Origin of the sequence: Cellulomonas sp. URHE0023, assembly GCF_000688475.1 — a bacterium.
Taxonomy (GTDB): Bacteria; Actinomycetota; Actinomycetes; order Actinomycetales; family Cellulomonadaceae; genus Cellulomonas.
In genome coordinates this window covers 312558-338356 of record NZ_JIAN01000008.1, presented here as the reverse complement: position 1 = coordinate 338356, position 25799 = coordinate 312558, and the positions used below count along the sequence as shown (strand labels likewise).

The window sequence follows — 25799 nt, the reverse complement described above, 5'->3', positions numbered from 1 at the left end:
CCGAAGACCGGCACCGGGGACGTGATCGAGCTGTGCCTAGGCGTCGTTGACGATTCAGCACATGGTGGATGTGAGTCGGGCTCAGGTGAGGACTCCGTCGTCGAGGGGTGCGGTCGGACCCGTGGTCGGGTCCGGTGGTGCGGCTGTCGGCGGGCCGACTACCCGGCGGCGGAAGATGAAGTAGGACCAGCCCTGGTAGATCAGGATCACCGGCACCAGCACGAGGGCGACGATCGTCATGACCTTCAGCGCGTACGGCCCGGACGCGGTGCCCGTCACCGTCAGGCTGTCGGCCGCGGAGGTGCTGGACACCAGGACGTTCGGGTAGAGGTTGGCGAACAGAGTCACGACCGCCAGGGCGATGGCGACGGCGGTGGCGGTGAAGGCCCAGCCGTCCCTGTGCGCCCGCACCAGCAGGGCGGCCGCGAGGACCACGACGACGGCGAGGACGGCCGGCGCGGTTCCGCGCAGCGCCGGAGCACCCGACACCGCGGGCGTCGCGACGGCGAACGCGAGCAGGAGCAGGACGGCCGGCACCAGCGCGAGGGCGGCGGCTCTCTGTGCCCGCGTCCGCACCTGTCCGGTGGTGCGCATGGCGAGGAACGTCGCGCCGTGCAGGATGCACAGGGCGGTGAGCATGAGCCCGACGAGCAGGCCGTAGCCGGTGACGGAGTCGGTGACCGAGCCCGTGAACTCCTCGGTGGAGTCCACGGGCAGACCGGCCAGGAGGTTGCCGAGTGCGACGCCGAGGAGGAGCGGGCACAGCAAGCTGCCCAGGGTCAGGCTCCACGACCACGTCTGGCGCCACCGGGTCGCCTCCATGCGTCCGCGGAACTCGAACGAGACGCCGCGAGCGATGAGGGCGACCAGGAGCAGCACGAGCGGGAGGTACATCGCGGAGAACCACGTGGCGTACCAGCCCGGGAAGGCGGCGAAGATGCCGGCCGCCCCGACGATCAGCCACACCTCGTTGCCGTCCCAGAACGGCCCGATGGAGTTGATCGCGACACGCTGCTCAGTGTCCGTGCGCCCCACGACCTTGTGGAGGATGCCGACGCCGAAGTCGAAACCCTCCAGGACGAAGAACCCCGTCCAGAGGAACGCGATGATCAGGAACCACAGGTCGGGCAGGGTCATCGGAACACCTCCTCAGAACGTCAGGGCGGGGACTCGGGGCTGGTCGTCGTCGAGCTGCTCCTCGGGTTCCTCGAGCTCGAGGCCGCGGCGCGCGTAGCGCATCATCAGGAAGACGTTCACGGCGCCCAGGAGCAGGAAGATGCCGTAGAAGACGACGAGGCTGATGATCACCTCGGTCCTGCCGACGGACGTCGACACGCCCTCGTCGGTCAGCATCAGGCCCTGCACGATCCAGGGTTGGCGGCCGTTCTCCGTGAGCATCCAGCCGGCAGTGTTCATCAGGAACGGGAAGGCGACGGCCCACGTCGCCACGAACAGGAACACACGAGCCGTGGGTAGCCGGCGACGCCACACGAGCCACAGTCCCCACACGGCGACGAGGGCGGCCAGCGATCCCAGGTAGGCCATCACGCGCATGGACCAGTACTGGACGAACACGTTCGGCACGTAGTCGCCCGGGCCGTACTCCTCCTGGTACTGGGCGTTCAGCTCGTTCATGCCCTGCACCTCACCGTTCCACGTGCCCGTGGCGAGGATGGAGAGCAGATGGGGTATCTCGATGATCTTGGTGGGATTCTGGTCGTTGTTGCCGCCGCCGATCTGGAAGGCGGAGAACGAGCACGGCTGGCACGTCTCCCACTGCCCTTCGGCGGCCGAGATCTTCATGGGCTGGTACGTCGCCTCGATCACGCCGAGGTGGCTGCCGATGCCGAGCGCCAGGAAGACAGAGGGCAGCAGCACGGCGAGCGACACCTTCGCCGAGCGGGTGAACACCTCCGTGTGCTTGCCCCGTCGCAGGTACCACGCCGAGACGGCCAGCATGAGGACGGACCCGGTCACGAACGACGCGGTCAGCACGTGGGCGTATCCCCACAGGAAGACCGGGTTGGTCATCACCGCGCCGATGTTCGACAGCTCCGGCCGGCCGGTCGCCTGGTCGACGGTGTACCCGACCGGGTGCTGCATCCACGAGTTCGCGGCCATGATGAACGCCGCCGACCCACCGGCGCCCGCTGCGACGAGCCACACGGTCAGCAGGTGGATCTTCGGGGCCAGCACGTTCCAGCCGAACACCCACAGGCCGATGAACGTCGACTCCAGGAAGAACGCGGCGAGACCCTCCATCGCCAACGGTGCACCGAAGACGTCCCCGACGTACCGGGAGTACGCCGACCAGTTCATGCCGAACTGGAACTCCTGGATCAGCCCCGTCACCACGCCGACAGCCACGTTGATCAGCAGCAGCGTCCCGAAGAACTTCGTCAGCCGCTTGTGGTCCGGGTTGCCGCCGCGGAACCACATCGTGTGCAGGACCGCCACGAGCAAGCCCAGGCCGATCGTGACGGGCACGAACAGGAAGTGGTAGATGCTCGTCGACGCGAACTGCAGGCGGGCCAGGTCGAGGTCGGACACCGAACCTCCCCGACATCGGTGTGCTGCGGCTGCGCGCGCAGAGGGGGTGTCGGCCCCGGTCCGAGTGTCGCACCGGCCTCGGCGACCGGGCATCATCCCGTCGGGATGAAAGGGTTCCGGGTGGGCCGGTCGCCTCGTCTTCGTCGACGGCCGAGTGACACCGGTGCCCCAGGCTGCTGTCAGCTGGGACCGGACAGGTCCTTCTCGAGGCGCGCGAGCACGTCGCGGTGGATCAGGGTCGCGCACGGCGCGGTCGGGTCCTGAGCCAGGAGCGACAGGGCCGCGATCTTCACCGGGAGCTGCGCCGTGCCCAGGGCTGCGAGGGTCAGGCGCGGCATCGCGTCCACCGGGGCGAGCTCAGGGTTCAGCAGGTTGGCGACCACCGGCTCGTCCCGCTGCGGGACCCGCAGGTGCCACCGGTAGCCGTTGGCGAGCAGCAACGCCGGCCCCGACTCGTCGAACCTCTCCACCCCGGGAGCACCCGGGAACTGCGCCACCGTTGCCTGGGCGAGCTCGGTCAGCTCATCCAGCATGACGCTCCGAGCAGAAGTCATGGCCCCTGGCCTCCTCGTTGCACACATCCAGGTCCGCTACGGCCGCGGCTGAGAGCACAGGATGCCTCATCTCCGGTCAATTCGGGCGTCCGCGACGGGCGAAGTTCAGAGGCCGCTACCGAGCCCGTCTGCGTCTGGCGAGCGTCGTCGGAGCACCGGCTCACCACGAGGGCTTTTCAGCCGTGGTCGCCCTCGAGGTAGGGCGCGTCGGTGCCGGACGGGTTCTCGGTGAGCCCGAGCGCGCCCACGACGTCACGGTCCGAGGTACCGTCCGCGCCCGCGAGCTCGTCGGCCAGGAGGTCCTGGTCGTCGCGCGGGTCCTCGTCCTCGAACGTCTGGTCGCCGGGGTCGGCGGTCTCGAGCTGGTCGAGAACCACGTCCTCGTCGTCGACCACATGGATCGCAGTCTCCTCGGCGCTGACCGTGCCGGTGGCGGAGCCGGTCTCGATCGCGAACGCATCGGTGCCGCCCGCGGCGACCGCCTCGTCGTCCTCGACCAACTGACCCGCCCCGTCGGGAGCGAAGCGAGGTTCGCCCGGTGCCACGTCCTCCCAGACCTCGGGCTCCTCCTCCTCGAGGCGCTGAGCCAACGTCTCACCGTGCGCCTGCTCCCACGCCGTCTCACCGAACCGGTTCGGCCGCGGATGGTCCGGCGGGGAGTAGCCCTCGTCCAGCAACGTGTCGTCCGTCGGCTCCGCCAGGGTGTCCTCGCCAGGCAGCTGGTTCGAGTCGCCCTCGGAGCCGAGCGCCAGATCCGTGCTCGTTGCCGGTGTCTCGTCCGTCATGGATTCACGATGCCACCGACCGACATGCTCTGCAGGAACGGCAGGGTGCCGGCCGCCAGCAGGACGGAGCCCAGCGTGGACACACCGGTCGCGTCCGTGACTCCTAGGACGCACGACGGCTCCTCGAGTGGCACGTGACGCCGTCAGACCTCGTCGAGCCGGGCGCGCAGCTCGTCGTCGAGCACGAGGTCGAGCGCGCCCAACGACTCGTCGAGCTGCGCGACCGAGTGGGCGCCGACGATCGGGATGACGGGAGTCGCCCCACCGAGCAACCATGCGAGCGCGACCTGGTTCGCCGTGGCGCCGGCCTCGCGCGCGACCTCGCGCAGCACCTCGACGCGACGCCGGCTGCTCGGGTGGTCGGCACCGCCGAACAGCGGCTTGTCGGCGCGCGTGTACGCCCCCTGGTGCAACGGCGAGTACACCGTCACGGCGAGCGGCGGGCGCCCGTCGGTCCCGGTGGACGCGGCGTAGTCGAGCAGGTCGCCGGACACCCAGTTGAACCGATACGGCGTCGGGCTCGGGTACACGTAGCCGCCCTGCTGCTGGACGACGCCGTACGGCTCGACGCCGAGCCGGGCGGCGGTCTCGCGTGCCTCGACCACGCGCCATGTCGACACGTTGGAGATGCCCGGCACACCGATCACCCCGTCGGCCACGAGCTTGCCGAAGGCGCCGACGGTCTCCTCCAGGGCGGTGTCGCGGTCGTCCACGTGGCCGTAGTAGACGTCGATCCGGTCGACGCCCAGGTGCCGGAGGCTCGTGGCGACCTCGCGGTGGATGGTCTCGGCGCTCAGGCCCTGGTAGTTGGTGGGCGGGGTGCCCGACAGAGGCAGCGCGGGGTCCTTCTTGGCGGCGCCGCACTTCGTCGCGATGCGGACGCGGTCTCGTAGCCCGCGCGACGCCAGCCAGGAGCCGATCACGTCCTCGCTCTCGTGCCCGTGGCCGCCCGCGTCCCAGGCGTTGTAGTTGTTCGCGGTGTCGAGGAACGTGCCGCCGGCGTCCACGAAGCGGTCCAGGACCTCGAAGGCGGTCTCGCGTGGGGTGTGCGTGCCGAAGTGCATGGTGCCGAGGCACAGCACGCTGACATCGGTCGCGATGGCGCCGGAGCCAATGGTGCGCTGCTGCATGGTGATCTCCTGGTGATGGCTGTCGTTCGTGGGCGATTCCGACGCTAGGCGGCCAGCGGACCGGGAGTACGGTCCATTCTTGTGGCAGACGACCAGACCAATCGGTGGGTCGGTGACGCGCTCGTCACCGTCGAGGGCGGCCAGCCAGTCCACGTCGCGCTCGAACGGGCACTGCGTGCTGCGGTCCGTGAGGGACGCCTGCGCGCGGGCGACCCGCTGCCGCCGAGCAGAGCGCTGGCCCGCGATCTGGGCGTCTCGCGCTGGGTGGTCACGCAGGCGTACGCCGGGCTGGTGGCCGAGGGCGTGCTCGACGCTCGCACGGGCGCGGGGACCCGCGTCGCCGCCGGGTCATGGACCGCTGCAACGCCGACCCGGGCAGCGGACACCGTTGCCCACCCGCGGCCCGCGTTCGACCTCGCGCCGGGCGTGCCGGACCTGCGCCACCTGCCGCGCGCGGCCTGGGTCTCGGCGGTGCGCACGGCCGTCGCGTCCGCGAGCCCTGGCGACCTCGTCGCACCGGACCCCCGCGGCGTGCCCTCCCTGCGGCAGGCGCTCGCCGATCGACTTGCCGTGACGCGGGCGGTGCTCGTCGATGCGGATGCCGTCGTCGTGACGCACGGGGCCGTCGACGGTATGACGCGCCTGGCCAGATCCCTACGCGCCGCGGGCCACGGCGCCGTGCTCGTCGAGGACCCGAGCTGGCCGCGGGTGCGCGACGTCGCCGCGGTCGCCGGCCTTCGCCCTGTGCCGGTGCCGGTCGACGAGCACGGCGTGGACACCGATGCTCTCGCGGAGAGGGCCGGTCGCACAGGTGCTCGCGCAGCGCTGGTCACGCCCTCCCACCAGTTCCCGGTCGGGGCCGCGCTCGTGCCGGCACGACGCGAGGCACTCGTCCGATGGGCTCGCTCGGTCGACGGAGTGGTCATCGAGGACGACTACGACGCCGAGTTCCGCTACGACCGCCGCCCGGTCGCGGCCTTGCGCGCGCTCGCGCCGGACCGCGTCGCCCTGCTGGGCTCGTGGAGCAAGACGCTCGCTCCCGGGCTCGGCGTCGGCTGGCTCGTGCCTCCGGACGACGTCCCCGCTGCGCGGGCGGGTCTCGACGTCGACGCGAGCGCTCCGCCCTCACTGCACCAGCTCACCTGTGCCGCGCTGCTCACCGACGGCGCCTACGACCGGCACCTGCGTTCCGCCCGCGCCCGCTACCGGCGCCGGCGGGCGGCGCTGCTGGCGGCTCTCGAGCGGTGGCTGCCGGGCCTGCCCGTGACGGGGCTCGCCGCAGGACTGCACGTCGTCCTCGGGCTGCCGGTCGGAGTCGACGAGGACCGCGTGGCTCGGCTGGCTGCACGACGCGACGTCCGCGTGGTGCCGGCAGATCGCTATCGCGTCGGGACGACCGCCGGCCCACCGGCGCTCGTCGTCGGGTACGGCAACCTGGTCGACGCACGGCTGGACGAGGCGGTGGCGCGCCTGGCCTCGGCCGTCGGCGAGGCGTCGGCGCCGTGAGCACGCACAGCGTCGCCCGTCGACGTCCTCGCCGCCGACTTCTGCACGCTCCAGCCTCGCCCGCCTTTTCACCCGCGCAAATCGGCACAAACGCGCCAAACCGGACATAGTGGACGTGCGATACCCAGACGGACCGAACCGACGGCACGACGCATGTGCTGCTGTCGACCTAGGGGCAGATGCCCGCGTAGTCGGCCGACCTCGTGCCCTCCGGTCCAGGTGCGTCAGACACCCATCCCAACATCACCGTGGAGGATTCCGTGCGCGTCCCTGTCATCTTGTCCTGCTTGGCACTCACGAGCGCCACCGTTCTCGTTGCCGCTCCTGCGAGCGCTGCACAACCCCAACCCACCTGCGGTTCCACACTCACCGTCGACACCGTGCTGCGGGCCGACCTCGTCTGCGCCGGCCCGGGCCTGGTCCTGGGTCCCGACGTCGACCTCGACCTGCGGGGCCACACCCTGCGAGGCACGGCCGGCGACACGGGCCTCGCTGTCACGTCCCTCGGCACGGCAAGCATCAAGAACGGCACGCTCAGCGGGTGGGACACCGCGCTGCGCACGCTCGTCATCTGGGACACCGAGGACTCACCCGGACCGCTCACCGTCGACCGGGTGTCGTTCCGCGACAACGGCACGGGAATCGACGGGACCGGCGAGCTTGGCGTAGGCGCCAAGAAGGCGACGGTCAGCCGCTCGACGTTCACGAACAACGGTGTCGGTCTGAGTGCCGAGGTGACCACCGCAAAGATCGACCACACGGTCTTCGCCGACAACACGGTCGGGGTCTTCGGAGACACCGGTGCCGGCGCCACGATCACGGACACGCGGTTCCTGCGGAACGACCGAGCGATCCTCCTCAACGAGGGATCCGCAGAGGTCATGCGGTCGACGTTCATCGCCAACCGGCAGGGCGTGGCCAGCGAAGGTTACCTCGGCGGGTTCACCGTTGCCGACAGCTCGTTCACCGGTTCTGACGTGGCGGTGGACGGCACCGCCATCGCTGCCGGGATCACCGGGTCGACGTTCGTCGCCAACACGACCGCGGTCCAGATCGGTCGGTGGGGGTCGACGGTCACCTCGAACACGTTCCGGGCGAACCAGACCACGATCTCGCTCGTCGCCGTGCTGGAGAGCCCGTCCTTCGTGCAGGACAACACGTTCCGCCTCAACGGAGACGGCCTGAAGCTCGATCCCGCGGACGCGCTCCTGAGCGTCGGCGGCAACGACGCCCGGTTCAACGCGGGGTGGGGCATCGACACCCCGGGTGTGACCGACCTGGGCGGCAACACCGCCTCGCACAACGGCAACCAGCCGCAGTGCGTGGGAGTCGTCTGCTCGTGACGCTGGTCAGATCCGCCATCCAGCACCGCCGACGACGACTGCCGGCGACTGCACGGCGCGACCGGCCGCGGATCTGAATGCCAACCGAACGTGCCAGGGCGCTGATCGATCCGTCGCCGCTCGCGTGGCGGCGGATCGATCGGCTCGGGAGCTCGGGCCCTGCCCGGATCCGTGCTGGGAGGTCCGGGTCCGACCCCTCGCGCGCCGCCGATGTGCCGCAGGTCGTCCTCGACGCGGCGAAGGACCTTCGGCTGCTCCCGAGGCCGCGGAGGCCTCCGTCGGCTCGAATCCGTGAGCCGAGCCGGGCCGAGCCGAGACGCGCTACGTCGCCGTTGCGCTCGAACCCGACGACCGCGGGCGCGCTCGCCGGCGCTCCGGTCACTCGATGGTGATCGGCGTTCCCAGGGGCAGGAGGTTCGCGAGCGTGGTGATGTCCGCATTGTGCAGGCGGATGCATCCGTGGCTGGCTGACTGCCCGACGCTGTCGGTGTCGTCCGTGCCGTGCAGGCCGATCTGTCCGGGGCCGCCTCCGAACTCGTTCAGGACGTCGGAGAAGGCGGAGATCCCGTACGCGTACGGACCGTAGCCGGCGTTCGTGGGGGCGAGCAGCTCAGTCAGGTAGAAGTCCCCTAGGGGTGTCGGGGTGTCACCGGTGCCGACCGCCGCGGGGAAGGTCTGCTGCACCACACCGTCCTTGACCAGGGTGACGGTGTGCCCGGCGGTCGAGACGAGCAGGCTGTAGTGCAGCAGGCTCACCGTGACGTCCGACGATCGGACCCATCCGGTCGTCCCGTTCGGCCGCATCGGCAACCGGACGCGAAGCCACTGCCCCTGCTGCTCCTCGACGTAGAACGTGAGCGGTGCACCCGAGGCGATCGGGTGGGAGAACTGGGAGACCACAGCACCGTCGGGGGCGTCGTACGCGGTGACGACCGCTACCGACGCTTCGGCGACGCTGTGAGCGGGAGCAGGCTCGGGCGCCGGTACCGGTTCTGCGGTGGCGGCCGCAGTGGGCAGGACGACCGCGTGGGTGGGTGCCGCGGACTGCTGGGACGTCGTCGCCGGCTGCTCGGCACTGCACGCGGCGAGCGCAACGAGAAGGGCACCGGTTGCGAGCAGCGCCCTGACGTCGGCGAGAGGTGAGCGCATGGAGCAGTCTCCTGGGGCGGACGGACGTGTGGCCCGGTCGTTCGCGCGACCGGGCCACACGGGTCGGTGGCCGTCAGCCGGTGAAGGACGCGGTGCCGGAGACCGGTGTCGCCGCAGGTGCTGCTGGCGGCGTCGCTGGCGGCGCGGCTACCGGTGGCGTGACGGGCGGCGCCACCACCGGCGGGGTCACCGGTGCTGCGGGCGTGGCGAACGTCCACGTCTCGGCACCGGAGGTGAAGCTGCTCAGCACCGCGGTGTCGCCCGGGTTGACGAACACACCAGAACCCAGCACCGTCGCGTTGTCCGCGACGAACGCTGCGACGATCTGCGCGAACGGGACAGGGGTGTCTGCGGGGAGACCGCCAACCGCCTGGCTGGAGATCCACGTGGTGGCCGCCGTAGGGCTCCCCGTGGTGGACGGCCGCAAGGTGGTGAAGCCTGCGGTCCCGGGGCCGAGGTACACGGTCACCTGGAAGGTCAGCGGACCTGTGCCCACGAACGAGACGCCCTCGATGAAGGCCTGGAACTCGGCGCCGGTGGCCCCGGGTATGGCCCGGCCGTAGAGGAGCTGGTTCTGTCCCGGGATCGTCAGCCCTGTCGCGTCCTGGGTGAGTGCGGGCCCGACGGGGTTGCCGAGGAACCACTGCTCGACGGGGTACGGGGTCGTCTCGGTGACGATGTCCGTGACCGGGACGTACGCGGCATCAGCTGCGGTGCTGAGACCGAGGACGGATACGACGACGAGGGCGAGAGTCGCGCCGACCGCTGTGAGCTTGTTGGTCTTCATCCTTGACGACACTCCTCGCGTAGCGGCCGTCCCGCCAGATCCGGGACACGCTGTCCGGATTGGCCGGATTGGTTCACCTTCCCGATCATGCCGTCACTTGACCCTTGCCGCCTAGCGGCCAGTCACACCGACTTACGACGCGGTCATGCTCCGCCACGATGGATGGCGGTCAGGTCAGAGGCGCTTCTCCATGAGAAGGACGTCGCGCCACTGGTCGGCCAGCGGACCGTACGTCATCCGCCCGAGGCGTTCGCGAGTGCCGACGAGGCGGAACCCGGCCGCGGTGTGCAGCGCGATGCTCGCCGTGTTTTCGGGGAAGATCCCCGCCTGGACCGTCCAAATGCCCCCGGCGGCTGCCGAGTCGAGCAGCGCGTCGAGGAGAGCCGACCCGACGCCGCGGCCGCGCGCCGCCGGGTCGACGTACACCGAGTGCTCGACGACGCCCGCATACGCGCACCGGTCGGAGACGGCCGAGGCGGCGGCCCAGCCGAGGACCCGCCCGTCGTCGTCCACCGCGACGAACCGGTGCTCCCGGACCTTCCCGGCATCGAACGCGGCCCAGGTGGGCGGGGCGGCCTCGAACGTGGCGTGCCCGGTCGCGATGCCCGCGGCAAAGATGCGCTCGACCTCGGGCCAGTGCTCGGAGGTCAGCGGTCGGACGGTGAACCCCGTCATGCGAGGTCTCCGGTCAGGTGCGCGCCGAGATGACGGGTGACGGCCTCGAGCGCGCCGGGGACGAGGGCGAAGTACGCCCACACCCCGCGCTTGTCGCGGCTGATCAGGCCCGCGTCGGTCAGGACCTTCAGGTGGTGCGACACGGTCGGCTGGCTCAGACCGACCGGCTCGATGAGGTCGCAGACGCACGCCTCCGCACCCTCGTGCGCGGCGATGAGGGACAGCAGCCGCAGGCGCGCCGGGTCGGCCAGCGCCTTGAGCGTGCGCGCCAGCTGGACGGCGTCCTGCTCACTCATGCCTGCGCTCGTGACGGGCGTGCAGCACGCGGCGGGCGCCACGACGGGCAAGAGGTCGAGAGCCATCTGGCAAGTATGGGGCGGAGATTGACCGCTGTCGATATTGACACCGATGGATGTTCGGGTCCACTGTCACATCGACAGCGATCGATATCTAGGAGGCATCATGGACGACGTCCGCGAGCAGGTCCGTCAGCGCTACGCCCTGGCGGCGGTGCAGACCTCGAACGAGGGGTGTTGCGGTGGTTCGTGCGGCGCCACGACCGAGGTCGACGAGACCTTCGGGGCTGCGCTGTACGACGCGACGGAGGTGGCGGGACTCCCGGTCGAGGCGGTCGCCGCCTCGCTCGGCTGCGGTAACCCGTTGACCGTCGCTGAGCTGTCTGCAGGCGAGCGCGTGCTCGACCTCGGTTCCGGCGGCGGCATCGACGTGCTGCTGTCCGCCCGGCGGGTCGGCCCCACGGGCTTCGCGTACGGCGTCGACATGACCGACGAGATGCTCGAGCTCGCACGCGCCAACGCCGACCGGGCGGGCGCCACGAACGTCGAGTTCCGCAAGGGCACCATCGAGGAGCTGCCGTTCGCCGACGGCTCAGTCGACGTCGTCATCTCCAACTGCGTGGTCAACCTCTCCCCCGACAAGCCCGCCGTCCTGGCCGAGGTCTTCCGCGTGCTGGCCGACGGCGGTCGCGTTGGCATCTCGGACGTGGTCGCCGAGGACCACCTGACGCCCGAGGAGCGTGCGGAGCGCGGCTCCTACGTCGGCTGCATCGCGGGCGCCCTGTCCCGCTCCGAGTACCTGACCGGTCTGGCGGCCGCCGGGTTCCTCGACGCCGAGGTCACCTTCACCCACCAGGTCGCGGACGGCATGCACGGTGCCGTCGTCCGTGCGTGCAAACCCACTGCGGGGCACCCCTGAGCCGATCCTCCGGTGGCGGCCGACGCGCTAGGCGGCCGCGACCGGGGTCACACCCAGGTCGGCCAGCAGGTCGAGGATGCGCACCCGGATCTCGTCGCGGATCGGACGGACCGACTCGATCCCCTGGCCGGCCGGGTCTTCGAGGACCCAGTCCTCGTAGCGCTTGCCCGGGAAGTACGGGCAGGCGTCGCCGCAGCCCATGGTCACGACCACGTCGGACGCCTGGACGGCGTCGGTGGTCAGGACCTTGGGCTGCTCGGCGCTGATGTCGATGCCCACCTCGGCCATGGCACCGACGGCGACGACGTTGACCTGATCTGCGGGCATCGACCCGGCGGAGCGGACCTCGACGGCACCGCCGGACAGGGCGGACAGGAACCCGGCCGCCATCTGCGACCGTCCTGCGTTGTGGACGCAGACGAACAGGACGCTGGGCTTGTCGGTGGCGCTCATGGTTCTCCTCGGGTCGGGCGGTTTACGTCGTCAGGCAGCAATTCGGGGGGCGAGGTCCTCGACCCGGCGGGCGATCTCGTCGAACGCGGCGTCGAACGCGGCGTCGTCGCCGACCCGTACCGGGTCCGGAACAGACCAGTGCAGGTCCGCGCGGTGGCCCATCTCCTCGTGCGCGTTGTCGCACACGGTGACGACGAGGTCGCCGTCGCGACGGACGTCGTCGAACAGCCGAGGGACGACGCCCTGCAGCGACAGGTGGTGACGCTCGGCCACCGCCACGGCACTGGGCGACACCGTGGACGCCGGGTGGGTCCCCGCGGACGCGGCGTCGACGTGGCTGGCGCCACGCCACAGGGCCACTGCGAGATGCGACCGGGCCGAGTTTGCCGTGCAGACGAACAGCACGCGCCGGGGCCGAGGCAGGGCCCAGCCCGCCGGCACGACGGCCACATCGGGGATCAGGTGCAGATACGTGCGGCGGCGGTCTCCCTCGGAGCGGCGCCGACCGACCAGGCCGTGCTCCACGAGGATCCCGACATGGTGGGCGATCAGGTTGGACGCCATGCCGGTCTCCGTCGACAGCTCCGACGGTGACCGGTCCCCCAGCGAGAGCAGCTCGACGACAGCGAGCCGCCCGGGGTCGGACAGGACCGCGTGCAGCGCCGCACGCCGCTCGATCTCCGCCCGCCACTCAAGGTCCATTGAGTCAATATTGGCTGAGCGATCCAAGGCGGTCAAGCTCCGGCAGACGACCGCGATCCTCGAACGCCGAGGGCGGTCGAGGATCGCAGGGCGGACGCCGGTCAGCGGATCTTGCGCCGGTACACCCGCATGGCGAAGAAGTAGCCGACGAGGAGGATGCCGACGCACCAGGCCAGGGCGACCCAGATGTCGCTGCCGACAGGCTGCCCGGCGAACAGGCTCTGGATCGCGTCGACGATCGAGGTGACCGGCTGGTTCTCGGCGAACACCCGCACGGGCGCGGGCATGGTGTCCGTCGGGACGAACGCCGAGCTGATGAACGGCAGGAAGATCAGCGGGTAGGAGAACCCCGCGGCCCCGTCCACCGACTTCGCCGAGAGGCCGGCGATGACCGCGACCCAGGTGAGAGCCAGCGTGAACAGCGCCAGGATCCCGGCGACCGCGAGCCAGGCGAGCACACCCGCCGACGTGCGGAAGCCCATGACGAGGCCCACCAGGACGATGATCACGACCGTGATCGCGTTCGAGACCATCGACGTCAGCACGTGGGCCCACAGCACGGACGACCGGGCGATCGGCATCGAGTGGAACCGCTCGAAGATGCCGCTCTGCAGGTCCGTGAACAACCGGACCGCGGTGTAGGCGATCCCCGACGCGATGGCGATCAGCAGGATGCCGGGCAGCAGGTAGTTGACGTAGTTCTCGGTGCCGGTGTCGATCGCGCCGCCGAACACGTAGACGAACAGCACCATGATCGCGATCGGAGTGACCGCCGTGGTGATGATCGTGTCGACGCTTCGCGTGATGTGCCGCATGGAGCGGCCCGTCAGGTCGGCCGTGTCCCCGAAGAAGTGCGTGGCGCTCATGACTGGACCTCCGTGTTCTGCGATGCCTCGTTCTTGCCGACGAGGGCGAGGAAGATCTCCTCGAGGGTGGGCTGCTTCTCGACGTACTCGACCTTGGCGGGGGGCAGGAGCGCCTTGAGCTCGGCGAGCGTGCCGTTCGCGATGATCCGGCCCTCGTGCAGGATGGCGATCCGGTCCGCCAGCTGCTCGGCCTCGTCGAGGTACTGCGTGGTGAGCAGGACGGTCGTCCCGCTCTTGGCGAGGTCAGCGATGACGTGCCACACGTCGATCCGCGCCTCGGGGTCGAGGCCCGTCGTGGGCTCATCGAGGAAGAGGACCTTCGGCTGGCCGATCAGGCTCATCGCGATGTCGAGCCGACGGCGCATGCCGCCCGAGTACGTGGCGACCCGTCGGGCACCGGCGTCCGTCAGGTTGAAGCGCTCGAGGAGCTCGTCGGCTACCTGCCGCGGATTCGGCAGGTGCCGGAGCTTGGCGACGAGCACCAGGTTCTCCCGACCGGTGAGGATCTCGTCGACCGCCGCGAACTGGCCGGTCAGGCTGATCGACTCCCGGACCTGCAGGGGTTCGGTCGTCACGTCGTACCCGTTGACGGTTGCGGCGCCCGAATCCGACCCGAGCAGGGTGGACAGGATCTTGACGATGGTGGTCTTGCCGGCCCCGTTCGAGCCGAGGAGGGCGAAGATGCTGCCCGGTGCGACCTCGAAGTCCACGCCGCGCAGGACGTGCAGGTCGTCGTAGGACTTCTCGATGCTGGTCACCCGGATCGCGGGCGCTGTCGTGGTCATGAGCCGTGTGGTCCCTTCTGGTGGTGTCCCGGAGTCACCGGGCGCGCTGGATGGTGATCGCACCGGACTGGGTGCGTGCTCGTACGGCGACGGACCGCTCGGACTCGGTGGGAGCCCTGTTGTCGCCGAGCTGGTTGCGGACGTGCCCGCTCTTCGAGGTCAGGTCCAGCCAGGCGGGGACCTCGGCACGGACACCGATGTCGACCTGGCCGAAACCGCTCTCGACCTGGATGGAACCGCTCGACACCTCGCCGAGCCGGATGCTCCCGTAGGAGGTCTTCGTGGTGACCGAGCCGAGCGCCCGGGCGATGTCGAGGTCGCCGTAGGCGAGCTTCGCGTCGACGTCGCCACCGGACTGCTCGATCTGGATGCTGCCGTGCGACGCCTTCAGGACCGCGTCGCCGGTCACCGTGCCGATCCGGATCTGACCGTGGTCAGCCGTGATCTCGGCGGCGCCGTCGACGGTCCCCACGGTGACCGTGCCGTGCCCGGCGCGCAGCCACAGATCGCCGCAGGCCTCGACGTCGACGGATCCCATCGAGCTCTTGACGCGCGTGGCACCGAGTCCTCCGACGGTGCGGACGGCGCCGACGGCGATCTCGGCGGTGAACCGTGACCCCGTCGGCAGCTCGATCCTCAGGTCCACCGACTCGGTGGGGCCGATCCAGCTGACCCGGGGCCTCGGACCCTTCACGGTGAGCCGGTCACCGTCGAGGTCGACCTTCGTCTCCTCGGCGCCGCGGCGGTCGACCGCCTTGGCGGGGTTGGTCGGCGAGACCGTGACGACGGTGTCGTCCCGGTCGCTGGCGATGACCTCGATCTCACCGACCTGCAGGTTGATGGCGAGGTCGATTCGTGTGGGCGTGCTGTAGGTAGGCATGCTGACGCCTCTCCTTCTTCAGGGTGTGCTCGTCCGGCCCCGCGGGTTCGCGTGGCTGGTGGAAGTGGCGGGCTGGGCGGGTTAGCGGGCCCAGCCGGCGAAGTTGTCGCCTGTGCGCAGGGTGCGCTGCGCGGATCGTCGCTGCTTGGGCTGGAGCGCGGCTGCCACCGCTCGGACCAGCCACGTGTTCACGGACAGCCCGTCGGCCGCCGCCGCCTCGTCCACCTTCGCCTTGAGCGCGTCGGGAAGACGGAGTGTCGTGCGTGAGGTGCTGACGTCGTCGAGGTCGACGGGAGCGAGGCTCGCGTCCTCGGCGTCGCCGTCCGGGCCGGCTTGGGCGACCACGAACTCGACCTCTCGGCCGCGCAGTCGCAGCTCGACCGAACCGGGTGCGAGGTCACGGGTGATCTCGCCCAGCGCCGCCGAGAGGACGTCGAGCATCACGAGGCGGGTTGCGGCGTCGAGCCCGGCGGCGAGCCGCTCGGCCACGACGCGGGTGTCCTCAGTGCCGTTCTCTGCAGCCTCGACGAGCTGGCGCTGCAGGTCGGTGATGTGCGGTCCCAGGTCCATGTGCACCATCGTGACACCACCGTGGTGTCACGTCAAGACTTAGTGGTGTCACTTTGCATCAGAGTGGTGTCGCGACCGGCGACGACCTCGATCTGAACATCACTTCGACGGGCGGATGTGCCCCTCCGACGCCTGGACGACCACGATGCCCTGCCCGGAGAACCCCAGCTGGTAGGCCTCGCCCGAGCCCCGACCGATCATGGCCGACGCCTTCACGGTCTTGCGGACCGAGGACGCGAGCGACGTCGACCACAGGACCGCGGACTGCATGTCCACGAACGTCGGCTGGTCGACCTGCAGCACGACAGGCGTGCCGAACGTGGTAACCGCGAGCGCACCGGTCCCCGTGAACGTGGTGTTGAACAGGCCACCGGAGAGTGCGGACGCACCCTCGACACGGTTGATGTCCCACGTGAGCGATGCCTCGAACGCCAGCACGTTCTGCCCGTTGACCGTGACCGACTCTCCCTCGAGGTGGACGAGGAAGATCTCGTCGGCCTCCTCGGCCAGGAACACGTCGCCGGTGCCGGAGACCTTCATGAGCGACATGCCCTCGCCGGTGAACGTCTTCTTCAGCATCCGACCGACACCACCGCTGCCCTGGTGGTCGAAGTCGACGTCACCCTGGTAGGCGACCATCGAGCCCTGCTTGGCCAGGAAGTGACCTTCCGTGCCTGCGAGCTGGACCTTGAGCATGCGCTCGTTCTGCAGCGCGAAGGCCCCCGGTTCGGTGGCGCGCTCGGTGTAGGTGCTCAGGGTGGTCCGCATGCCGCCATGATCCCCGTGCTAGGCCGACCGGACCAGCCCTATCCCGGCGACCGCGAGGTCTGTCAGGGCGGCGACCGCGGTGGGCGCCGCGACGGCCGCCGTCAGGTCGGTGAGCACCGTGACGTCGAACCCGGCACCGCACGCGTCGAGCGCGGTCGCCCGCACGCAGTGGTCGGTCGCCAGACCGACCACCTCCACGCGGGTCACCCCGCGTGCCGACAGCACGGTCGCCAGATCCGCTCCGTCCCCGCCGACGACCCGTCCCGAGAAGCCCGAGTAGTCCTGCCGTGACTCCCCCTTGACCACGTGCACCGTGCCCGGGGGCAGCGACAGGAGCGGGTGGTACTCGGCACCGACCGTCCCGGCGACGCAGTGCACCGGCCAGGTGGTCACGTAGTCGGGGAGGCCGTCGGCGGCGAAGTGGCCGTCGTTCGTGTCGGGGAGCGCCGCGTGCCAGTCCCGCGTGGCGACCACCACGTCGTACATGCCGGACGTGCGCTCGACGAACCGGGTGATCGACTCCGCGACCGCGGCCCCGCCCGCGACCGCGAGCGCGCCCCCTTCGCAGAAGTCGTTCTGCACGTCGACGACGATCAGCGCGGTGCTCATCATGGACTCCGATCGTTGCTCGCCACGAGCGTAGGACAGTCGGCCACTCGAGCGTCGGCGGCCGACGTGAGGGCATCAGATCGAGTTCGTTCCCTCACTAGGGACCTTTGCCTTTATCGCCAGATTCCGCCTGCTCGTAACGTCGTTGTCACCAGCCCCCCCGGCATCGACAAGGAGCCTCACCGTGACTGTCACGGACCGCGCCAGCACCCGTAAGAACAACTCGTCGCAGGTGTCCGCCAAGAAGCCTGCAACCGACGCGCCCGCAGCTGACGCAACCACTCCCGACGCCCCAGCAGTCGACGCAGCACCCACGCCCGCAGAGGTCGTCGGCGTGCTCGAGACTCCTGAGCCCGACGAGATCGACGAGCTCGTCACGCGGGCGAACGCCGCCCTCGCCGAGTACGCGAGCTTCACGCAGGAGGACGTGGACCGGCTGGTCAAGAAGGCCTCGGTCGCGGCCCTCGAGCAGCACGGCGACCTCGCTCTGCAAGCGGTGAAGGAGACCCGCCGCGGCGTCTTCGAGGACAAGGCCGTCAAGAACATCTTCGCGTGCGAGCACGTGACCAACTCGATCGCCGGCCTGAAGTCCGTCGGAGTGATCTCGCACGACGAGCTGACCGGCATCACGGAGATCGCCGAGCCCGTGGGCGTCATCTGCGGCGTCACCCCCGTGACCAACCCGACGTCGACCACGATCTTCAAGTCGCTCATCGCCCTCAAGACTCGCAACCCGATCGTCTTCGCGTTCCACCCGAGCGCCCAGAGCTCGTCGGTGGCGGCCGCCCGCGTCGTGCGGGACGCAGCGGTCGCCGCCGGCGCCCCCAAGGACTGCATCCAGTGGGTCGAGAAGCCGTCCATCGAGGCGACCGGCGCCCTGATGAACCACCCGGGCGTCGCGCTCATCCTGGCCACCGGCGGCAACGCGATGGTCCGGGCCGCCTACTCGTGCGGCAAGCCGGCCCTCGGGGTCGGCGCGGGCAACGTCCCCGCCTACGTCGAGAAGTCGGCCAAGCTCAAGCGCGCGATCAACGACATCGTCCTGTCGAAGTCGTTCGACAACGGCATGGTCTGCGCGTCGGAGCAGGCCGTGATCCTGGACGACGAGATCTACGACGCGGCGATGGACGAGTTCGCGATCCTCCACGCCTACCGGGCCACGCCCGCCGAGAAGACGATGCTCGAGCAGTTCATCTTCGGCGTCACGGCCGAGAGCATCAACTGCGCCGGCGCCAAGCTGAACGCGTCCGTGGTGGGCCAGTCGCCGCAGTGGATCGCCGCGCAGGCCGGCTTCACGGTCCCCGACGACACCTCGATCATCCTCGCCGAGGTCTCCTCCGTCGGACCGCAGGAGCCCCTGACGCGCGAGAAGCTCGCGCCCGTCCTCGCGGTGCTGCGCGCCACGAGCACCGAGCACGGCATCACGCTCGCCGAGCAGATGGTGGAGTTCGACGGCCTCGGCCACTCGGGCGCCATCCACACGCGTGACGAGGCACTCGCCGAGCGGTTCGGCAGCCGCGTCCAGGCCGTCCGGATCATCGTCAACGCGCCGAGCTCGCTCGGCGGCATCGGCGACATCTACAACGCGTTCATCCCGTCGCTCACGCTCGGCTGCGGCTCGTACGGCCACAACTCCGTGTCCAACAACGTCTCGGCGGTGAACCTGTTGAACATCAAGCGCGTGGGACGTCGCAACAACAACCTGCAGTGGTTCAAGGTTCCGGCCAAGACCTACTTCGAGCCGAACTCGATCCGCTACCTCGCCGACATGCCCGACGTCGAGCGCGTCACCATCGTGACCGACGCGACGATGACGACCCTGGGCTTCGTCGACAAGATCATCGACGTCCTGAACCGCCGCTCCAACAAGGTGGCGCTGCAGATCATCGACCAGGTCGAGCCCGAGCCGTCCGTCAAGACCGTCAAGGCGGGAGCCGCGCAGATGCGCCACTTCCGTCCCGACACGATCATCGCGCTCGGCGGTGGCTCACCCATGGACGCCGCGAAGGTGATGTGGCTGCTGTACGAGCACCCCGAGATCGAGTTCTCGGACCTCAAGCAGAAGTTCTTCGACGTGCGCAAGCGCGCGTTCAAGTTCCCGGTGCTCGGCGAGCTCGCCCAGCTGGTCTGCATCCCGACCACGTCGGGCACGGGCGCCGAGGTGACGCCGTTCGCGGTGATCTCGGACCCGGACGCGGGCAAGAAGTACCCGCTCGCCGACTACGCGCTGACCCCGTCGGTCGCGATCATCGACCCGGTCCTCACCTCGCGGATGCCCCGGTCGCTCGCAGCGGACTCCGGGTTCGACGCCCTGACGCACGCCACCGAGGCCTACGTCAGCGTCTACGCCAACGACTTCACCGACGGCATGGCGCTGCAGGCGATCCGCCTGATCTTCGAGAACCTCGCACAGTCGGTGAACGGGGACCCGAACGACCCCGCCACCCAGGACGCACGGGAGAAGATGCACAACGCGGGGACGATCGCGGGCATGAGCTTCGGCAACGCGTTCCTCGGGATCGTGCACGCGATGGCCCACGTGGTCGGCTCGACGCACCACCTGGTGCACGGTCGGACCAACGCGACGCTCCTGCCGCACGTCATCCGCTACAACGGCACCATCCCGACCAAGCTGACCAGCTGGCCGAAGTACGAGCACTACGTGGCTCCGGAGCGGTTCCAGCAGGTCGCCGCGATGCTCGGGCTTCCTGCGGCGACTCCTGAGCAGGGCGTCGAGTCCTACGCGGCGGCCGTCGAGGAGCTTCGTGCGGCTGTCGGGATCCCGGCGTCGTTCCAGGCGCAGGGTGTCGACGAGGGCGCGTTCCTCGGCCGGCTCGACGAGGTCGCGATGGGCGCCTACGAGGACCAGTGCGCACCCGCCAACCCGCGCATGCCGATGATCGACGACATGAAGGACCTCATGGTCGCGGCGTACTACGGGACGTCGATCCAGGACGCCCGCGCACGTCGCCCGAAGGTCGCCTCCGTCGTCTGACAGGAACCGTCCGACCAGCTGGGACCTCGCTCTTCCCCGTGCGAGGTCCCAGTTCGCAAGCAGCTGTGACGGGCGGGTTTCCGGGGTGGCGCCCGCCCGTCACAGCGATAGTCTTCGTGGCTCACACGCCTGTCCGACGTGACGACGGAGGAACTCTGCATGCTTGCCCCCACGACTGTGCGACGCCTCGCCCTTCCCCTGGTGGCAGGGGCTCTCGCGCTCGGCCTGACGGCGTGCTCCGGGTCCGAGATCGATGACGCGGCCCAGAAGGCGAAGGACGCAGGATCCCAGGTGAGCCAGGCGGTCGACGACCTGAGGGCCAAGGTCGACGAGGCCAAGGCGACCGCGACGGACGCGAAGGCGAAGATCGACGAGCTCGCGGCCCAGCTGGAGTCGCTCGACGGTGCGGGCCAGAAGGCCGTCGGCGATGCCGGCGCGGCGGTGACCGACGCCCAGTCCGCGCTCGACGAGGCCAAGGCCAACGGCAGCGAGCAGGCCCAGCAGGCGATCGACGACGCGAAGAAGAAGGTCGACGACGCCCAGGCAGAGGTCGACGCGGCGAAGGCGACAGCGACCGGCTCGGCGGCAGACGCCCTCGACTCCCTCGCATCGGAGCTGAGCACGCTCAGCGACAACCTCGACAGCGCAGGCTCCTGACACGTCCGGCGCGCGGCCGGTGCGGTGCGCGTCGGCTCGAGAAGCGGCGGAATCACGGGGTTCGGGCGGTTTGCTGCCCTGCGGAGGGGTGAATTCGGCTCCCGTCGGCGCGGGACGTTGTACGTATCGCCCTTCCTGCCGATCTTGAAGGTATGGCAGATCGTCAGGCGCACCGCGAGTTGCGACGCCACCACGTCGAGTGGTGGATCGTGACCGCATGGGCGTCCCTCGGACTGGTCGCGGCCGCGGGCTTCACAGCCGCCGCCGGACTGGTGAGCTGAGCGCACACGCTCCTCGGGCCCGCTGCGGCGGGTCCCCCTCGACGCACGGATCGCGCAGAACACCTCGGGCCTGAGCGCCTATCCTCACCCGCATGACTGACGCTCGTTGGCAGGCCGTCGCCCGCGCTACCGGTCTGCTCGGTGCCGACGGGGTGCCTCGTGCCACGGTGTTCGCGGAGATGTCCGCCCTCGCAGCCCGGACCGGGGCGGTGAACCTCGGACAAGGCTTCCCGGACGTGGACGGTCCGACGTCGGTGGCCCAGGCGGCCGCGGACGCGATCCTGGGCGGCGCGAACCAGTACCCGCCCGGTCCGGGCATCCCCGTCCTGCGGCAGGCGGTCGCCGCACACCAGCTCGCGCACTACGGCCTGCGCTGGGACCCGGACACCGAGGTCCTGGTCACGGCGGGCGCCACCGAGGCGCTCGCGGCCGCCGTGCTCGCGCTCGCGGGCCCGGGCGACGAGGTCCTCACCCTGGAGCCGTTCTACGACTCCTACGCAGCCGTGATCGCGATGGCGGGTGCCACGCACACCACGGCCCCGCTCCGGGTGGCGCCGGAGGGTTTCCGACTCGACCTGGATGCGCTCGCAGCGGCGTTCACGGATCGCACCCGGCTGGTCCTGGTCAACACGCCGCACAACCCGACGGGCACCGTCCTGACGACCACCGAGCTCGAGGCGATCGCGCGACTCGCCCAGGAGCACGACGCGATCGTCCTGACCGACGAGGTGTACGAGCACCTCCTGCTGCGCGACGACACCGGTGCGCGGCCCGCTCACGTGCCGATCGCCACGCTTCCCGGCATGGCCGATCGGACCCTGTCGGTGTCGTCGGCCGGCAAGACGTTCTCGTTCACCGGATGGAAGATCGGCTGGGTGACCGGCCCCGAGCGGCTCGTCACCGCGGTTCGGACCGTCAAGCAGTTCCTCACCTACGTCTCCGGTGCACCGTTCCAGCCGGCTGTCGCGTTCGCGCTCACGGAGCCGTCGGTCGCCGTCTGGGTCGACGAGCTGGCGGACTCGCTGTCACGTCGCCGCGACCTGCTCTGCGACGGGCTCATCGCCGCGGGGTTCACGGTGGTACGCCCGCAGGGCACGTACTTCGTGCTCGCGGACGCCGCACCGCTGGGCTACTCCGACGGTGCCGAGCTGTGCCGGGACCTCCCGGCGCTCGCCGGCGTCGTCGGCGTACCCGTCAGCGCCTTCACGCACGCAGGTTCGGACGTCGACCGGGCGCTGCGGTCGTGGGTCCGGTTCACGTTCGTGAAGCGGGAGGACGTGCTCGACGAGGCGGTACGACGGCTGCGCGGCCTGCGTCCGACGCCGGGCGCTCAGGCGTGAGCCCGTACCCGACGACGCGCAACCACCAGTGCGACGCCGACGCTCAGCAGGGTGAACGCGAGGGTCAGCCCGGTCGCGGGGTCTGAGCCGGTGACCGCCAGCGACGGCGCCTTCCGGGCCGGTGCTGTCGCAGCGGCCGGCGGCGTCGCGGACGTGGGGAACGCCATCAGGGGTGCCGGCGGGTAGGTCACGGTCAGCCGCGCCGAGACGCTCTGCCCGGCCGTGTTGGAGACGCTGTAGCCGAGGTGGGCGGCGCCCACGAAGCCGGGCACCGGAGTGAACCGCACACCGGACGGCGTGACGAGCCAGGTGCCCTCGCCCGCGACGGTCACGGCGGCGACCGGCAGGCCGGTGGCAGGGTCGACGAGCCGAACGCTCGGGACGTCGAACGTCAGGTTGTCCCCGGGCACGTCGTTGACCAGCTCGGCGAGCGTCACGGGCTGGTCGGGCACACCGTCCGCCGAGTCGTCGGTCGCGGCGGCGAGCTGGACCGGTGCGGTCACCCGGACGGTGACGGTCGCGGACACCGGCTGACCGGAGCCGTCGACCGCGGAGTAGGTGAACGTGTCGGTGCCGCCCCAGCCCGGTGCCGGCGTGTAGGTGTAGCCGCCGGTCGGGCTCACGACCACGGAACCGTGCGCGGGCGTCCCGACGGAGGTGACGACGAGGCTTGTCCCGTGGTCGTTGGTCAGCAGACCCCGGCCGGGCACGACGTGCGGCCGGTTCGGCGCGATGGTGCCGGCATCGTCGTCGGTCGCCGTGGGCGTGACCACGATCGTGACGGTGGCCGCCGCCGACATGCCGCGGCTGCGAGCCTCGTAGGTGAACGTGTCGATGCCCGAGAAGTCGTGCGCGGGCACGTAGTCGAACGTCCCGTCAGCGCGGAACGTCCCGCTGCCGTGTGCGGGCGTGCTGACGCGTGCCGCGTCGAGCAGGGAGCCCGTGTCGTTCGTCAGGACGCCGGGCGAGGCGACCAGGGTCGTGTTGACCGGGATCGTCCAGGTGTCGTCGACAGCCCCCGGCGTCACGGTGAGGTCGACCCGTGCGGAGTCGACCTGCCCGAAGTCGTCGGTGATCGTGTACTCGAACACGTCCGGGCCGATGTAGTCCAGCTCAGGCTCGTAGGTGTACGCGCCGTCCGGTTCCACCTTGACCTTGCCGTGCGATGGCGACGTGGTCAGCGTCTTGAGCACGGAGAGCCGCGTGCCCCGGTCGTTGACCAGGAGGCCCGTGGCCGGCACCACGAGAGGGGTGTTGACGGTCGTCCTGCCGGAGTCGTCCACCGCCGTCGGGGGTGCCGGCTGGGGCAGGACGGCGAGCGAGGTCCCCAGCTCCTTCGACGGGAAGTACGTCCAGACGTCGAGCCCCTTCGAGTCCCCGAGCGTTCCGTTGGTCGCTGGGCACTGCGAGTTGGCGTTGGAGCCCTTCGTGTCACCGAACGCGCGCGCGCCGCTCGTGCTGTCGATGCCGGGGATGCCGTCCGTCGGATAGTACGCGGACGTGCTCGACGGCATGGCCCCGGCGAACGACGGGCACAGCAGCCCGGTCGTGAGGTCGCCCACGGCCTGACCAGAGCTCGCCCGGTACGCGCGGTCGTCGAAGAACACCCGGGTGCACGGGGTCGTCTTGGGGTGTGCACCGGTGAACGGGCAGGTGTCTTCCGGGGGGTTGAGCAACGTGATGCTCGGGCCGCCGTGGACCGAGCTCTCGACGTCCAGCATCGGCGCGTGGTACTCCCCCGCGCGCACGACGGACCGGACCGCGTAGTCGACCAGGCTCGCGGGGAACCGCACGCCCGCGTTGTCCTTGCCGTCCCACCGGACGGTGGCCCCGCCGGGCCCCACGACGCCGCGCAGGGCACGGTTGGCGAGCAGGCCCGGGTCGAAGTTCTTCCCGTCGCGGGAGATGACGATCTCGTAGGTCCCTCCCGCCGTGCCGTCGAGCGTGAACGTGCCGCCCTGGCCCTCGTAGCTGCCGTGCTTCGTCGCGACGCCGGTGAAGTCGACCGCGCCGAGCACGGGTGGCGCAGGCTCGAGCGGGATGCGCAGGGCGCGCAACGTCTCCTCGGCGAGGGGCTCGAACGACAACGGGTACTCCGGCCCGGCCAGGTGCACGCCACCTGCGAGCGCGGGAAGCTGCTGCGCGCCGGCGCCCGTGCCGACGACGTCGTGGTTGAGCGGCGTCCTGCCGTCCGCGTCGAGGAAGCCCTGGCGGTTGCCGTAGAACACGAAGCCGTTCGGGTCGAACCCGTTGGTGTTCACGCGGTAGCGGTAGCCGTCGAGCGTGTTGAGGTACATCTCCATCGTCACGGGACGCGGGTTGCTGCCCGTGAAGCCGGCGAGCACGTACGTGAACACGCGCCCCGGGATGTCGCCCCGGATCGAGGCGCTGTGCGCCGCCCGGACCGTGATGTCCCACGCGTTCACCGACGAGCCGGCGTCGGGCTGGAACCCCTTGGTCGGGGCGAGCGCGGAGTCCGGGGTCCCGTCGGCGGAGGCTCCCGGGCCGGCCGAGCCGTAGAACGCCACCCGGTACAAGCCGGTTTCGGGTGCGGTGTAGACGCACGGCTCATATCCGGCGGCGTTGTCGGTGGCTCCCGCTCCGGCCACCTCCTGCGCCCGGGTGGAGATCACGCCGGTCGCCGACGACGTCTGGTGCGCGGAGCACAAGAACCCGTTCACGCCGTCGACCACGGCAGGCAGGACCGTCGCCTCGGTGTCGAAGACGGGGACGGGCGACGTCGGGTCCGTGGTCGCCGTGGTGTCCCAGATCGCGATGTCGGCGGCCCCCGTGCCGAGCGACGACGAGCCCGTGAGGATCTGCTCGTCCTTCTGCACGAACACGGAGAACAGGGTCCGCCGCTGGATGCGGGTCTCACCGGCTGCCGTGGGTCCGTAGGCGTTGGTCCGCCACTCGATGGCCGCCCGGCAGCTCGTCGCGCCGGTGCAGTCAGGCTCCGGAGCACCGGTGCTGGGGTACAGGTCGGCACTGCCTGACGCGAGCGCGGGGGTTGTGGCTGCACCGAGCACCAGGGTGCACAGGACAAGGCAGAGCGCGAGACGACGGAGCACGTTCGGGGAGTCCTTCCAGGCGCCCGTACCCGTGGCGCGTGGATGTCGTGTTTGCTGCGCACAGTCCGGTAGGGCGGATTGGCGCGGACACTACGGAATGTCAGGCTCTGCGCCATCCGCCGTCCGGG

26 protein-coding genes are annotated in these 25799 nt (G+C 70.3%); 7 read left to right on the top strand and 19 right to left on the bottom strand.

Features of this window, described 5'->3' with window-relative positions:
* Positions 1-81: 81 nt before the first annotated feature.
* The 6 genes from cydB to N553_RS0116710 all read right to left on the bottom strand — a co-directional run bounded on the left by cydB (position 82) and on the right by N553_RS0116710 (position 5019).
* The gene (gene cydB, locus N553_RS23260) at positions 82-1137 is read right to left on the bottom strand and encodes a cytochrome d ubiquinol oxidase subunit II (protein ID WP_051640270.1); all 1056 of its coding nucleotides are present in this window, start codon (positions 1135-1137) and stop codon (positions 82-84) included.
* Between the two features lie 12 nt (positions 1138-1149).
* Positions 1150-2550, bottom strand: coding sequence for a cytochrome ubiquinol oxidase subunit I (locus N553_RS0116730; protein ID WP_028047486.1), 1401 nt, complete (start codon positions 2548-2550; stop codon positions 1150-1152).
* 179 nt (positions 2551-2729) lie between these two features.
* Complete coding sequence (locus N553_RS0116725) at positions 2730-3104, bottom strand: hypothetical protein (protein WP_156043874.1); 375 nt, start codon at positions 3102-3104, stop codon at positions 2730-2732.
* 176 nt (positions 3105-3280) lie between these two features.
* A complete protein-coding gene (locus N553_RS23255; protein WP_197030107.1) occupies positions 3281-3889 on the bottom strand; it encodes a DUF5709 domain-containing protein in 609 nt (202 codons plus the stop codon).
* Positions 3886-4023, bottom strand: coding sequence for a hypothetical protein (locus tag N553_RS25155; RefSeq protein ID WP_156043873.1), 138 nt, complete (start codon positions 4021-4023; stop codon positions 3886-3888). The genes N553_RS23255 and N553_RS25155 overlap by 4 nt, the downstream gene beginning before the upstream one ends.
* Before the next feature lie 9 nt (positions 4024-4032).
* A complete protein-coding gene (locus tag N553_RS0116710) occupies positions 4033-5019 on the bottom strand; it encodes an aldo/keto reductase (RefSeq protein ID WP_028047484.1) in 987 nt (328 codons plus the stop codon).
* A gap of 81 nt (positions 5020-5100) precedes the next feature.
* Here N553_RS0116710 and N553_RS0116705 point away from each other — a divergent pair, with 81 nt between their 5' ends.
* Positions 5101-6525: a PLP-dependent aminotransferase family protein gene (locus tag N553_RS0116705; protein ID WP_028047483.1), complete on the top strand. Its 1425-nt coding sequence runs from the start codon at positions 5101-5103 to the stop codon at positions 6523-6525.
* Positions 6526-6905: 380 nt separating this feature from the next.
* Complete coding sequence (locus N553_RS0116700) at positions 6906-7868, top strand: right-handed parallel beta-helix repeat-containing protein (RefSeq protein WP_028047482.1); 963 nt, start codon at positions 6906-6908, stop codon at positions 7866-7868.
* Between the two features lie 378 nt (positions 7869-8246).
* Here N553_RS0116700 and N553_RS23250 read toward each other — a convergent pair whose 3' ends face one another.
* The 4 genes from N553_RS23250 to N553_RS0116680 all read right to left on the bottom strand — a co-directional run bounded on the left by N553_RS23250 (position 8247) and on the right by N553_RS0116680 (position 10841).
* Complete coding sequence (locus N553_RS23250; RefSeq protein WP_034622944.1) at positions 8247-9017, bottom strand: L,D-transpeptidase family protein; 771 nt, start codon at positions 9015-9017, stop codon at positions 8247-8249.
* A 73-nt stretch (positions 9018-9090) separates the two neighbouring features.
* Positions 9091-9804 carry a hypothetical protein gene (locus N553_RS0116690; protein ID WP_028047481.1) on the bottom strand — a complete coding sequence of 238 codons (714 nt, stop codon included), beginning with the start codon at positions 9802-9804 and terminating at the stop codon, positions 9091-9093.
* Positions 9805-9978: 174 nt separating this feature from the next.
* Positions 9979-10479, bottom strand: a complete 501-nt coding sequence (locus N553_RS0116685; protein ID WP_028047480.1) for a GNAT family N-acetyltransferase — start codon at positions 10477-10479, stop codon at positions 9979-9981.
* Positions 10476-10841, bottom strand: coding sequence for a metalloregulator ArsR/SmtB family transcription factor (locus tag N553_RS0116680; protein ID WP_028047479.1), 366 nt, complete (start codon positions 10839-10841; stop codon positions 10476-10478). Before N553_RS0116680 ends, N553_RS0116685 begins: the two co-directional genes overlap by 4 nt.
* Before the next feature lie 100 nt (positions 10842-10941).
* On the opposite strand from N553_RS0116680, the gene arsM reads away from it, so the two are divergent.
* Positions 10942-11694 carry an arsenite methyltransferase gene (arsM, locus tag N553_RS0116675; protein ID WP_028047478.1) on the top strand — a complete coding sequence of 251 codons (753 nt, stop codon included), beginning with the start codon at positions 10942-10944 and terminating at the stop codon, positions 11692-11694.
* A 27-nt stretch (positions 11695-11721) separates the two neighbouring features.
* Here arsM and N553_RS0116670 read toward each other — a convergent pair whose 3' ends face one another.
* The 8 genes from N553_RS0116670 to N553_RS0116635 all read right to left on the bottom strand — a co-directional run bounded on the left by N553_RS0116670 (position 11722) and on the right by N553_RS0116635 (position 17327).
* Positions 11722-12147: an arsenate reductase ArsC gene (locus N553_RS0116670; RefSeq protein ID WP_028047477.1), complete on the bottom strand. Its 426-nt coding sequence runs from the start codon at positions 12145-12147 to the stop codon at positions 11722-11724.
* Between the two features lie 30 nt (positions 12148-12177).
* Complete coding sequence (locus N553_RS0116665; RefSeq protein WP_028047476.1) at positions 12178-12849, bottom strand: ArsR family transcriptional regulator; 672 nt, start codon at positions 12847-12849, stop codon at positions 12178-12180.
* Positions 12850-12950: 101 nt separating this feature from the next.
* On the bottom strand, positions 12951-13715 hold the full coding sequence (locus N553_RS0116660; RefSeq protein ID WP_028047475.1) for an ABC transporter permease: 765 nt from the start codon (positions 13713-13715) through the stop codon (positions 12951-12953).
* Positions 13712-14500, bottom strand: a complete 789-nt coding sequence (locus tag N553_RS0116655; RefSeq protein ID WP_028047474.1) for an ABC transporter ATP-binding protein — start codon at positions 14498-14500, stop codon at positions 13712-13714. Before N553_RS0116655 ends, N553_RS0116660 begins: the two co-directional genes overlap by 4 nt.
* A 34-nt stretch (positions 14501-14534) precedes the next feature.
* Positions 14535-15380: a DUF4097 family beta strand repeat-containing protein gene (locus N553_RS0116650; protein ID WP_028047473.1), complete on the bottom strand. Its 846-nt coding sequence runs from the start codon at positions 15378-15380 to the stop codon at positions 14535-14537.
* A gap of 81 nt (positions 15381-15461) precedes the next feature.
* On the bottom strand, positions 15462-15950 hold the full coding sequence (locus N553_RS0116645) for a toxin-antitoxin system HicB family antitoxin (protein WP_028047472.1): 489 nt from the start codon (positions 15948-15950) through the stop codon (positions 15462-15464).
* Positions 15951-16049: 99 nt separating this feature from the next.
* Positions 16050-16718: an AIM24 family protein gene (locus N553_RS0116640; protein WP_028047471.1), complete on the bottom strand. Its 669-nt coding sequence runs from the start codon at positions 16716-16718 to the stop codon at positions 16050-16052.
* Between the two features lie 18 nt (positions 16719-16736).
* Positions 16737-17327: an isochorismatase family protein gene (locus N553_RS0116635; protein WP_028047470.1), complete on the bottom strand. Its 591-nt coding sequence runs from the start codon at positions 17325-17327 to the stop codon at positions 16737-16739.
* A gap of 184 nt (positions 17328-17511) precedes the next feature.
* Here N553_RS0116635 and adhE point away from each other — a divergent pair, with 184 nt between their 5' ends.
* The 4 genes from adhE (at position 17512) to N553_RS0116615 (ending at position 22600) form a co-directional block, all read left to right on the top strand.
* Positions 17512-20322: a bifunctional acetaldehyde-CoA/alcohol dehydrogenase gene (gene adhE / locus N553_RS23245; RefSeq protein WP_255347031.1), complete on the top strand. Its 2811-nt coding sequence runs from the start codon at positions 17512-17514 to the stop codon at positions 20320-20322.
* A 159-nt stretch (positions 20323-20481) separates the two neighbouring features.
* Positions 20482-20979 (top strand): hypothetical protein, encoded by a 498-nt coding sequence (locus N553_RS0116625; protein ID WP_028047469.1) that lies wholly within the window; start codon positions 20482-20484, stop codon positions 20977-20979.
* Positions 20980-21131: 152 nt separating this feature from the next.
* A complete protein-coding gene (locus N553_RS0116620; RefSeq protein WP_028047468.1) occupies positions 21132-21260 on the top strand; it encodes a hypothetical protein in 129 nt (42 codons plus the stop codon).
* A 92-nt stretch (positions 21261-21352) separates the two neighbouring features.
* A complete protein-coding gene (locus tag N553_RS0116615; RefSeq protein ID WP_028047467.1) occupies positions 21353-22600 on the top strand; it encodes a pyridoxal phosphate-dependent aminotransferase in 1248 nt (415 codons plus the stop codon).
* Here the strand turns inward: N553_RS0116615 and N553_RS0116610 are convergent.
* Entirely contained in the window at positions 22591-25671 is a 3081-nt protein-coding gene (locus N553_RS0116610; RefSeq protein WP_028047466.1) for an Ig-like domain-containing protein, read from the bottom strand. The genes N553_RS0116615 and N553_RS0116610 overlap by 10 nt on opposite strands.
* Positions 25672-25799: the final 128 nt, after the last annotated feature.

Excerpts from the sequence above, each read along its gene's own strand:
- cydB (WP_051640270.1), bottom strand. The coding sequence starts at position 1,137 with ATGACCCTGCCCGACCTGTGGTTCCTGATCATCGCGTTCCTCTGGACG.
- N553_RS0116725 (WP_156043874.1), bottom strand. The coding sequence starts at position 3,104 with ATGACTTCTGCTCGGAGCGTCATGCTGGATGAGCTGACCGAGCTCGCC.
- N553_RS23255 (WP_197030107.1), bottom strand. The coding sequence starts at position 3,889 with ATGACGGACGAGACACCGGCAACGAGCACGGATCTGGCGCTCGGCTCC.
- N553_RS0116710 (WP_028047484.1), bottom strand. The coding sequence starts at position 5,019 with ATGCAGCAGCGCACCATTGGCTCCGGCGCCATCGCGACCGATGTCAGC.
- N553_RS23250 (WP_034622944.1), bottom strand. The coding sequence starts at position 9,017 with ATGCGCTCACCTCTCGCCGACGTCAGGGCGCTGCTCGCAACCGGTGCC.
- N553_RS0116690 (WP_028047481.1), bottom strand. The coding sequence starts at position 9,804 with ATGAAGACCAACAAGCTCACAGCGGTCGGCGCGACTCTCGCCCTCGTC.
- N553_RS0116685 (WP_028047480.1), bottom strand. The coding sequence starts at position 10,479 with ATGACGGGGTTCACCGTCCGACCGCTGACCTCCGAGCACTGGCCCGAG.
- N553_RS0116680 (WP_028047479.1), bottom strand. The coding sequence starts at position 10,841 with ATGGCTCTCGACCTCTTGCCCGTCGTGGCGCCCGCCGCGTGCTGCACG.
- arsM (WP_028047478.1), top strand. The coding sequence starts at position 10,942 with ATGGACGACGTCCGCGAGCAGGTCCGTCAGCGCTACGCCCTGGCGGCG.
- N553_RS0116670 (WP_028047477.1), bottom strand. The coding sequence starts at position 12,147 with ATGAGCGCCACCGACAAGCCCAGCGTCCTGTTCGTCTGCGTCCACAAC.
- N553_RS0116665 (WP_028047476.1), bottom strand. The coding sequence starts at position 12,849 with ATGGACCTTGAGTGGCGGGCGGAGATCGAGCGGCGTGCGGCGCTGCAC.
- N553_RS0116660 (WP_028047475.1), bottom strand. The coding sequence starts at position 13,715 with ATGAGCGCCACGCACTTCTTCGGGGACACGGCCGACCTGACGGGCCGC.
- N553_RS0116655 (WP_028047474.1), bottom strand. The coding sequence starts at position 14,500 with ATGACCACGACAGCGCCCGCGATCCGGGTGACCAGCATCGAGAAGTCC.
- N553_RS0116650 (WP_028047473.1), bottom strand. The coding sequence starts at position 15,380 with ATGCCTACCTACAGCACGCCCACACGAATCGACCTCGCCATCAACCTG.
- N553_RS0116645 (WP_028047472.1), bottom strand. The coding sequence starts at position 15,950 with ATGGACCTGGGACCGCACATCACCGACCTGCAGCGCCAGCTCGTCGAG.
- N553_RS0116640 (WP_028047471.1), bottom strand. The coding sequence starts at position 16,718 with ATGCGGACCACCCTGAGCACCTACACCGAGCGCGCCACCGAACCGGGG.
- N553_RS0116635 (WP_028047470.1), bottom strand. The coding sequence starts at position 17,327 with ATGAGCACCGCGCTGATCGTCGTCGACGTGCAGAACGACTTCTGCGAA.
- N553_RS0116625 (WP_028047469.1), top strand. The coding sequence starts at position 20,482 with ATGCTTGCCCCCACGACTGTGCGACGCCTCGCCCTTCCCCTGGTGGCA.
- N553_RS0116620 (WP_028047468.1), top strand. The coding sequence starts at position 21,132 with ATGGCAGATCGTCAGGCGCACCGCGAGTTGCGACGCCACCACGTCGAG.
- N553_RS0116615 (WP_028047467.1), top strand. The coding sequence starts at position 21,353 with ATGACTGACGCTCGTTGGCAGGCCGTCGCCCGCGCTACCGGTCTGCTC.